Consider the following 7,997-nt stretch of genomic DNA (forward strand, 5'->3'; position numbering starts at 1 on the left):
CGATAGTTTAGGGGTTGCCCTACGCAAAAATAGCTCGATGCCAGGAACCATAATTCAAACAAAAACCCCCACGCTCTGATCTGAGCTTGGGGGTTTTTTGTTTAGATAAGCAATCTTCAAGTTTGGACTTGCCAGTATTTATCCCATATAGGTTTTATCATGTTCGGATGATTACTTGTAATAAAATCTATCAATGCAGGTTAGGTTGTAGCTTGCTTAAGAGTACGGCAGTGAAACCCAATATAAACAAGGATAAAATTTTGGGTTTCGTTCCTCAACCCAACCTACTACGCACAACGACATTAGACTCCTACTATAGATAATGAAGCGATCGCGTCACACTTAAAGGCTTTATTAACTCCAGCAATTTTTGCTCAACAAAAATATTATAATTTGAACATATTTGGATAGCTGATGGCTCCCCATTAGAAGCTTTATTTCGGGCCTTGGTATTGTTTTCAAAAATCAAATCTATTAATAAAAAAATGCCCCTTAAAATCGTTCAGAACTTTGATGGCAGTTTTACTCTTGAAGCACAAGCTCAAGAAACTCTATTCAATTTATTGACAAGCGTTGCTTTCTTAAACCAAATTTGCCAACAGTTGGGGTGTAAGCAACTTAAATTTACAGAATTACTCTTCCAGCCAGTTCCTTACAGCTTAACTACCACTAAAGGAATGCCAGCAGAATTTGAAAAATATCATGAATCTGATGAGTATATCATCGTCAATGTACCACCCAATTTCATGTTCAGTGCCAAGATTTTTAAACCCAGCCGCCTTTGTGCAATTTACCAAAAGTTGAGTAATTAATAATTTTAAAGATAATTTTTTCCTAATTGGCAATTTTCAATTCTGAAGGCAAATAATAAGTTTGATATTTGATATATGGCTTCTGAAACAAATCTTTCTTCTTTGGCAACTTTAGAATACATTCCCTACATTGACGATCGCGGCCAATTACCCGAACAATTTCAGGGTAAAATTGGGGTATATGCTATCTTTGACCAAAAAAAAGTGCTGCAATTTGTAGGATATTCCCGTGATGTTTTTCTTAGCCTCAAGCAGCATTTAGTCCGTCAGCCACAGCAATGTTATTGGGTTAAAGTTCAAACTATTGAACGTCCTAGTCGCGCAATTTTAGAAAATACTGAAAATGCTTGGATTGCTGAAAATGGCAGTGTGCCTTGGGGTAATGGGGATCAAAAGGAAAAATGGACTCATCCTATTGATGTCAAAGTTGCAATGACAGCTGAAGAACAGGCAAAATATGAAGATCCAGCTAATGATGAATTAGCACAAATAAAAGTTCTTAAAAATGTGGCACGCAGAATAGAAGCAGAAATTTCAACGCAATTGTTAGAAGTGCGCGGTTTGCAAATGCAAATTCGCTTCAATCCTAAATTGAAAGAAGAAGGTTTACTAGATTTGAAATGAAGGTAGTTTTGGGGAAAACTATCTTATGAATATCGCTTGTAATCTCCCATGACAATACAGCTGTTGAACGATCGCTATCAAGTTATCCGCACACTGGGTGCTGGTGGGTTTGGTGAAACCTATCTAGCTGAAGACACCTATATGCCTTCAAAGCGCCATTGTGTGGTTAAACAGTTAAGACCGATTCACAACAATCCCCAAATTTACCAGTTAGTACAAGAGAGGTTTCAACGCGAAGCAGCTATTTTAGAAGAACTCGGTGGCACAAATGACCAAATTCCGGCATTATATGCCTACTTCTCTTCTGGTGGACAATTTTACTTAGTTCAAGAATGGGTTGAAGGCGATACCTTAACTGCAAAAGTTCAGAAGCAGGGGCTATTTAGTGAAGGCGCTGTCCAGGAATTGTTTATGAATTTATTACCTGTCCTGGATTACGTTCACTCTAAGTATATCGTTCACCGCGATATTAAACCGGATAACATTATTGTGCGTCATCGGGATGGTAAACCAGTGCTGATTGATTTTGGTGCTGTGCGGGAGTCAATGGGAACAGTGGTGAATTCTCAAGGAAATCCTACCAGTTCGATTGTGATTGGTACACCTGGCTATATGCCCAGCGAACAAGCAGCAAATAGACCAGTTTTTTCTAGTGATTTATACAGTTTAGGAATGACGGTAATTTATTTGCTGACTGGTAAACAGGCACAACAACTAGAAACGGATTCCCAGACGGGTGAAATTGTCTGGCGACAGTATGCTAGTCATATTAGCCCAATTATGGCAGGAGTGGTCGATACAGCGATCGCTTATCATCCACGCGATCGCTATCCCACAGCTAGAGCAATGCTGGATTCTTTGCAGAGCATAGCAAATCCAATTCCACCGACGCAACCCCTGTTAACTCAACCAACTGTAGTCTCTGCACCGCCACCTCAGACAGCACCTGTCAAACCACAGCCTAGCCCTCAAAGTAGTCATAGTCAGAATAATATTCTCATAGGCAGTTTGATTGCAGGTGGGTTAATTGGTGCATCTGTGATTATTAGTCAAGTGTTATCCAAATCTTCTCAACATACAGCAGACAAAACGGTATTACCTTCAGAAACACCGTCAAATATTACAAGTCCAGTGATAGAAACTCCCACATTCACACCAACGACCCCATCTGTTCCAACTCAATCATCTTCCTCAACTACATCAATACCACCTGTTGATAGCACGACTCTCAACAATTATTTCTGGCTTTCTCAAAGACTTGTAACTGATGCAGATTTGGATGGTAAAAGCGGTTTTGAACTCGATATTATGCGAAATTCGATTTTTGCCAGTCATGGTCGCCGTTTTGAGAATATTGAATTGCAAAATTACTTTAATAACCAACTTTGGTATCGTCCTATATATTCACCAAAGACATTTCCAGTTAAATTGCTGACAAAATTAGAGCAACAGAATGTAGAATATATCAACAAATATCAGGTTAATACCGGGTTAAGATATTTTAAATAATTAAGTTTTTCATCATCAGGGAGTGAGGACTGAGGAGAATAGCCAATACTTTTCTACAAAGGCTGTGCTAACGGCTAAATCTCACTGTGAGTAGTTGGACAAAGTGGATTATAAAAACTTGAGAATTGTTCAGTACAAGAGTGTGCATGCTTGTATAATATCTTACATTAATTTTCGCTTATCAATCAATTTATCATTACTTATTAGATAATATTTAGGTTAGCTGGTGTAGCATATCAGACAAAATGAAGGATATTCAATAGCCTAAAATCGAAAGATATTAGGGGCTAATCCTACCGAAATGTATGTGGGGTCAGAACCAAACTGTGTTTGTGTGCCATAAACTACATCTTTAGATACTAGTCAGTTTCCGAACCAGGCATTTATATTTAATATATAAAATTGCTATTTTTCAGATTAGAAATCCATAAGTTAAAGAAATGCCATTTTTATATTTTCTTTGTTATTTTGTATTTAACGGGACAGTTCTTCATGATTTGGTGGGCTTAAATAACAATTAGTTAAACCATTTCTCTTCCCAAAGATGCATGTAAATTGTTTGCATTATGCTTACTTTGCTTTTTAATCTACAAGCAAAGTGCAAATTGACTAAACATATTACATGACAAGATTTTCAATCGGCAAATAGTTCATATTCACGACGGTTAACCTTGCCTAAAACTATGCTTAAAACACAGAATCAACGTATTTTTCTGCCTGCTTTCATTAAACCTTTAGAAGAAAAAAATCAAACAGCTAGTAAAAAGCAATTTGCTCAACCAAAATTAGATTTACTGCAACCATTACGTCAATGGCTCGACAAAATTGAGATTCAGAATCGGAAATTAGCTAAATTTATTGCTAAATTAATTCCCGCCCAGTGTCCATTTGAGCGTGATGTCATGCTTTTTGGTCGCAAAATAGGACACATTCCGCCAATGTGTAAACTGAATCCGCTTTATAACGAACTTGTCTACTTGCGTTTTCGCGCTTTGTGTTATTTAGTAGATCAGTGTGGAGAAGATATTCAATCTTACTGCTGAATATAACGAGAAATAACTAATATGGAAATTAAAATTGAGCAGCAACTTAAGACTTGAATATCTCAATGGATGAGGTGTATTTAAATGGGAAATTTTGAAAAAGGAAGTCTCCAAATTTCCTTGGAATTATGATTATCAAGAAACTTGCTATTTTTTGGAAGGTGACGTACTTGTTACTCCTGATGGCAGAAAACCAGTGCAAATGGGTAAAGGCGATTTAGTAATTTTTCCCGCTGGTATGTCCTGTACATGGGAAATTACAAGTAACGTAAAAAAGCATTATTACTTCGAGTAGTAAAAAATCAAAATTGAGCGATTTTTTTTCTTGATTATCCAGAAAAGCAAGATTTCATAAATCAATTTTGATTTCTATTATGGAAGCTTACCGACGAGTATTGTAGGATAAAATGGCAGAATCGGCAAATTGTTTATATCTATCTCTGTCAAAACTCGTTGCGACTCCATTACCTAAAAAATATTCGTAGAAATAGATCGTCTAATTCTCGCCAAATTTGGCAGTAAACAAAGATCCCCGACTTCGCAAAAGTTGTTGGGGATTTTGTGCGATCGCCAGCAGAGAAAATCCAGAGAGTTCATAATCGTATTAGTGGGAGTTTAGCAGCAAAATGTTTGATCCCACCGCAATTTTATTGAGGAAAATCATTAACAATGTTACTGCATTTAAGTACTTGGCAAGAAGTCGAAGCTTATTTACAGCAGTCAAAGGGGATTATTTTCCCTATTGGTTCTACAGAACAACACGGGCCAACAGGGTTAATTGGTACTGATGCTATTTGTGCAGAAGCGATTGCAGTTGGTGTGGGTGATGCAACCCAAGCGATCGTGGGGCCTACAATCAATGTGGGGATGGCACTACACCATACTGCCTTTCCTGGCTCAATCAGTCTGCGTCCCAGCACTTTAATTCAAGTAGTGCGAGATTATGTAACTTGTTTAGCCAAAGCTGGTTTTAGCAAGTTCTACTTTATTAACGGACACGGAGGGAACATTGCTACCCTGAAAGCGGCTTTTTCAGAAACTTACGCTCATTTAGAAGATTTGCAGATTGCCAATGCTCAACAGGTGCAATGTCAAGTGGCAAACTGGTTTATGTGCGGTTCTGTATATAAGCTAGCTAAAGAATTATATGGGGATCGAGAAGGTTCTCATGCAACGCCAAGCGAAGTAGCCCTCACCCAGTATGTTTATCCAGAAGCGATTAAGCAAGCACCCCTTTCACCAGAAGTAGCAAGCGGACATCGAATTTATAGCGCTACTGACTTTCGAGTGCGTTATCCAGATGGACGTATGGGATCAAATCCGGCTTTAGCAACGCCAGAACATGGTAAGCAATTTTATGATTTGGCAGTTAAAGAACTTAGCAATGGATATTTGGAATTTGTGAACGCAGAATAAAACTCATGAAAAGACATTGTAGAGATGCGAGTAAAATCGTGTCTCTGCATCAAATATCTTGAGAATGATTATTAGACAAGTCACCAGCTTCGCCACTACTATAAGCGTGAGGTTCTCCTTCTGCGAAGATTTCGACAATTTCTCCATTGAGTAGTTCAACTTTGCGATCGCTCAAAATGCCACCGTCAATCATGCGGTGATATTCGTCAATCGTCCACTTAGCAACTATCACACTCATGACGATTGATTCCTCCCAATAATTCTTAATATTTTTCCATTTTAAAGGTACTTCAGGTGTAATTCAGAATAAGTCGATTGATTGAAGATAAAGATATGCCAGACAGCATGTGATAATACTGATACACAGGCTGAGGTAACAGCTTAGTAACTATAAAATAGTCGAGTATGCAATTATGTTAAGAGAAATTTCGTTGGTGTTGGCGCAGTCCGCCGTAGGCATCGCTACTTTTGTTATTCCCTTGACTAGCTACACCCATAGTCAAGTAACTGCTACCACCACTAATTATCAAATTTCTCAGAATCCTAACAATCAATCAACAGGAATAACTATTGAACGTCTAGGAATAGGTGGCGTAAAACTTTCTATGTCCGAAGCACAAGTCAGAAAAATTTTAGGTAAACCTGTAAAAGTAGAAAATGGCTTTATAGCTGCTATTGGTAAAGTTCGTACTCTGAAATATGCAGGCATCACAGTTGATTTAGATGAAGGTGCTAAACCAGGTAATTTTACCGTTTATCAAATCAAAGCAAATCGTTCTAAATATTCCACCATAGATGGAGTAAAAGTAGGTGACAAACAATCAAAAGTGATTAGAACCTATGGAAAAACTGAAATTTCCCAAGATGGTAAAGTTACTAATTTAAATTATATAGTTGAAAAACCCAGCCCTGGAGGTTTAAATTTTACTGTTGAAAAAGGCAAAATAACAGAAATTTTCTGTTTTTACGTGATGAATTAAGCAATTTTTTTAAGAGAAAAGCAATGCAATGTAAACCTCTTCACTTTATCTGGAGACATCCCACAATTCAGTTCAGGGCAAACCTCTTCAACCCAACCTATCCTATCACTTATTTTGCATAGCGAAGTGTTAAGTAGCCTCTGTTGAAAAAATAAAAACCTCTGCTGCTTGAGTCGGCCAAACAAATAGGTTTTGCTTTGCAATATCCAGGTCAATAGCAATACCTATAAAACGCGATCGCTCAAAATGCCAGCGCCAATCATCCGCTGATATTCGTCAATTGTCCACTTAGCAACTATCACAGTCATAACGATTGATTCCTCCCAACAATTCTTTATATTGCCTTCTGAATTAAATTTTAGTTTTTTTAATAAAAATCAATAGAGGAAGCAAACAGTTAACTTTTTTGTACCTTAAAGTCTTTAATTTTGAATTTTGAATTGTGAACTGGCATCTAAATCTATAACATTAATTAGAACATTCTCGACTCAATAGCAACTGCCCATTATTCAGCCGATATAGACCAGTCGGTTCGATAATCGGATCGCCTTTTTTCCAGGGACGGGATGTAGTTTCTACACCTCTGACCTCTCCAGTTGTGTAGGTAGAAACCGAAACACCAGGACGATTAGGACTCAAAGCACCAGACCCTGTAATAGTAAAAGAGTTTTCTTGTCGCTTGGTGCCGCGTGAAATGCAACTATTGGCGATGAGTGCATTGGTATCAATGACTGGGGGTAATTCGGTGAAGCTATTTTTGATAGAACTAGTATCGGGTGCGTTAATGTTGATTACACCTGCAACACCTTGTTCAGAACTTGCAGTAATATCACTTTTCTCGGTTGGCTTTGGACGTGCTTCGATACCGAAGATACCTTGCGATTTAATTTCGACGTTTCCACCGGTTCCTGTGAAGGCATTGGCTGTGATGTCGCTGTTTCCTTCGGGGATGGCAATGATATATTTTGAATAGATATTGATGTTACCACCATTGCCACCTAATTGTGCTGTACCTGCGGTGGTCGAAATTCCGCTACCGCTACGCAATAGTAAAAGATCATCGATAGTTAAATTGATATTTCCACCATCACCAGAGTTGCTTGCTGCTGCAATAAATCCTTGGTTATCAAGCGTTGCAGAAACAGAATTAATATTAATATCTCCGGCTTTCCCTTGTCCCTCACTGCTGGTACTTACTCGCCCACCATTACTTAAATAGAAATAATTTGTGCTCAGGTTAATATTACCACCATAGCCTATTGAACCTTTTTCGGTGTTAGCAAATAATCCGGTATCTGTTCCAGATAAGCTGATCTGGTCACGAATTTGTAAGTTAATATTTCCGGCTTGGGCATTCCCAAAGGTCGCAGTTAAGAATTGTGCGCCATTATTGGCTATTAAGTTATTAGCATTGATCTGAATATTACCGCTTTGACCAATATTATTAGTAGAAGCTGAGATTTTCACGCCATCATCAATGTTTAAGTTTTGAGTGGTAATCTGAATATTACCTGCCTCACCTGTACCTTTCGTTTCTACTGTTAATTTACCTTGACCTGCAATAGACATGTCCTTAAAACAAAAGTTATGGAAAAATGATACAGAAATAAAAA

6 protein-coding genes and 3 pseudogenes are annotated in these 7,997 nt (G+C 37.9%); 7 read left to right on the forward strand and 2 right to left on the reverse strand.

From position 1 onward, the window contains the following. Positions 1-485: 485 nt before the first annotated feature. From RMX89_RS34125 to RMX89_RS34150, 6 genes and pseudogenes are all read left to right on the forward strand, one after another. Complete coding sequence (locus tag RMX89_RS34125) at positions 486-812, forward strand: hypothetical protein (RefSeq protein ID WP_322675621.1); 327 nt, start codon at positions 486-488, stop codon at positions 810-812. A 75-nt stretch (positions 813-887) separates the two neighbouring features. Beyond that, entirely contained in the window at positions 888-1,436 is a 549-nt protein-coding gene (locus RMX89_RS34130) for a GIY-YIG nuclease family protein (protein WP_322675622.1), read from the forward strand. 48 nt (positions 1,437-1,484) lie between these two features. Further along, positions 1,485-2,945, forward strand: coding sequence for a protein kinase domain-containing protein (locus RMX89_RS34135; protein WP_322692103.1), 1,461 nt, complete (start codon positions 1,485-1,487; stop codon positions 2,943-2,945). Positions 2,946-3,628: 683 nt separating this feature from the next. After that, complete coding sequence (locus RMX89_RS34140; protein WP_322675624.1) at positions 3,629-3,988, forward strand: Mo-dependent nitrogenase C-terminal domain-containing protein; 360 nt, start codon at positions 3,629-3,631, stop codon at positions 3,986-3,988. Between the two features lie 21 nt (positions 3,989-4,009). Beyond that, positions 4,010-4,283, forward strand: a pseudogene (locus tag RMX89_RS34145) (cupin domain-containing protein). Positions 4,284-4,657: 374 nt separating this feature from the next. Further along, positions 4,658-5,404 (forward strand): creatininase family protein, encoded by a 747-nt coding sequence (locus RMX89_RS34150; protein ID WP_322675625.1) that lies wholly within the window; start codon positions 4,658-4,660, stop codon positions 5,402-5,404. Between the two features lie 79 nt (positions 5,405-5,483). On the opposite strand, the pseudogene RMX89_RS34155 reads toward RMX89_RS34150, so the two are convergent. Continuing rightward, a pseudogene (locus RMX89_RS34155) lies at positions 5,484-5,642 on the reverse strand (Uma2 family endonuclease); the annotation flags it as partial. Between the two features lie 175 nt (positions 5,643-5,817). Between RMX89_RS34155 and RMX89_RS34160 the strand changes: the two are divergent. Continuing rightward, positions 5,818-6,384 carry a hypothetical protein gene (locus tag RMX89_RS34160; RefSeq protein ID WP_322692104.1) on the forward strand — a complete coding sequence of 189 codons (567 nt, stop codon included), beginning with the start codon at positions 5,818-5,820 and terminating at the stop codon, positions 6,382-6,384. Positions 6,385-6,852: 468 nt separating this feature from the next. On the opposite strand, the pseudogene RMX89_RS34165 reads toward RMX89_RS34160, so the two are convergent. Beyond that, positions 6,853-7,997 (reverse strand): annotated as a pseudogene (locus RMX89_RS34165) (filamentous hemagglutinin); the annotation flags it as partial.

This window comes from Nostoc sp. DedSLP04, assembly GCF_034530775.1.
In the GTDB taxonomy this organism is placed as follows: domain Bacteria; phylum Cyanobacteriota; class Cyanobacteriia; order Cyanobacteriales; family Nostocaceae; genus Nostoc.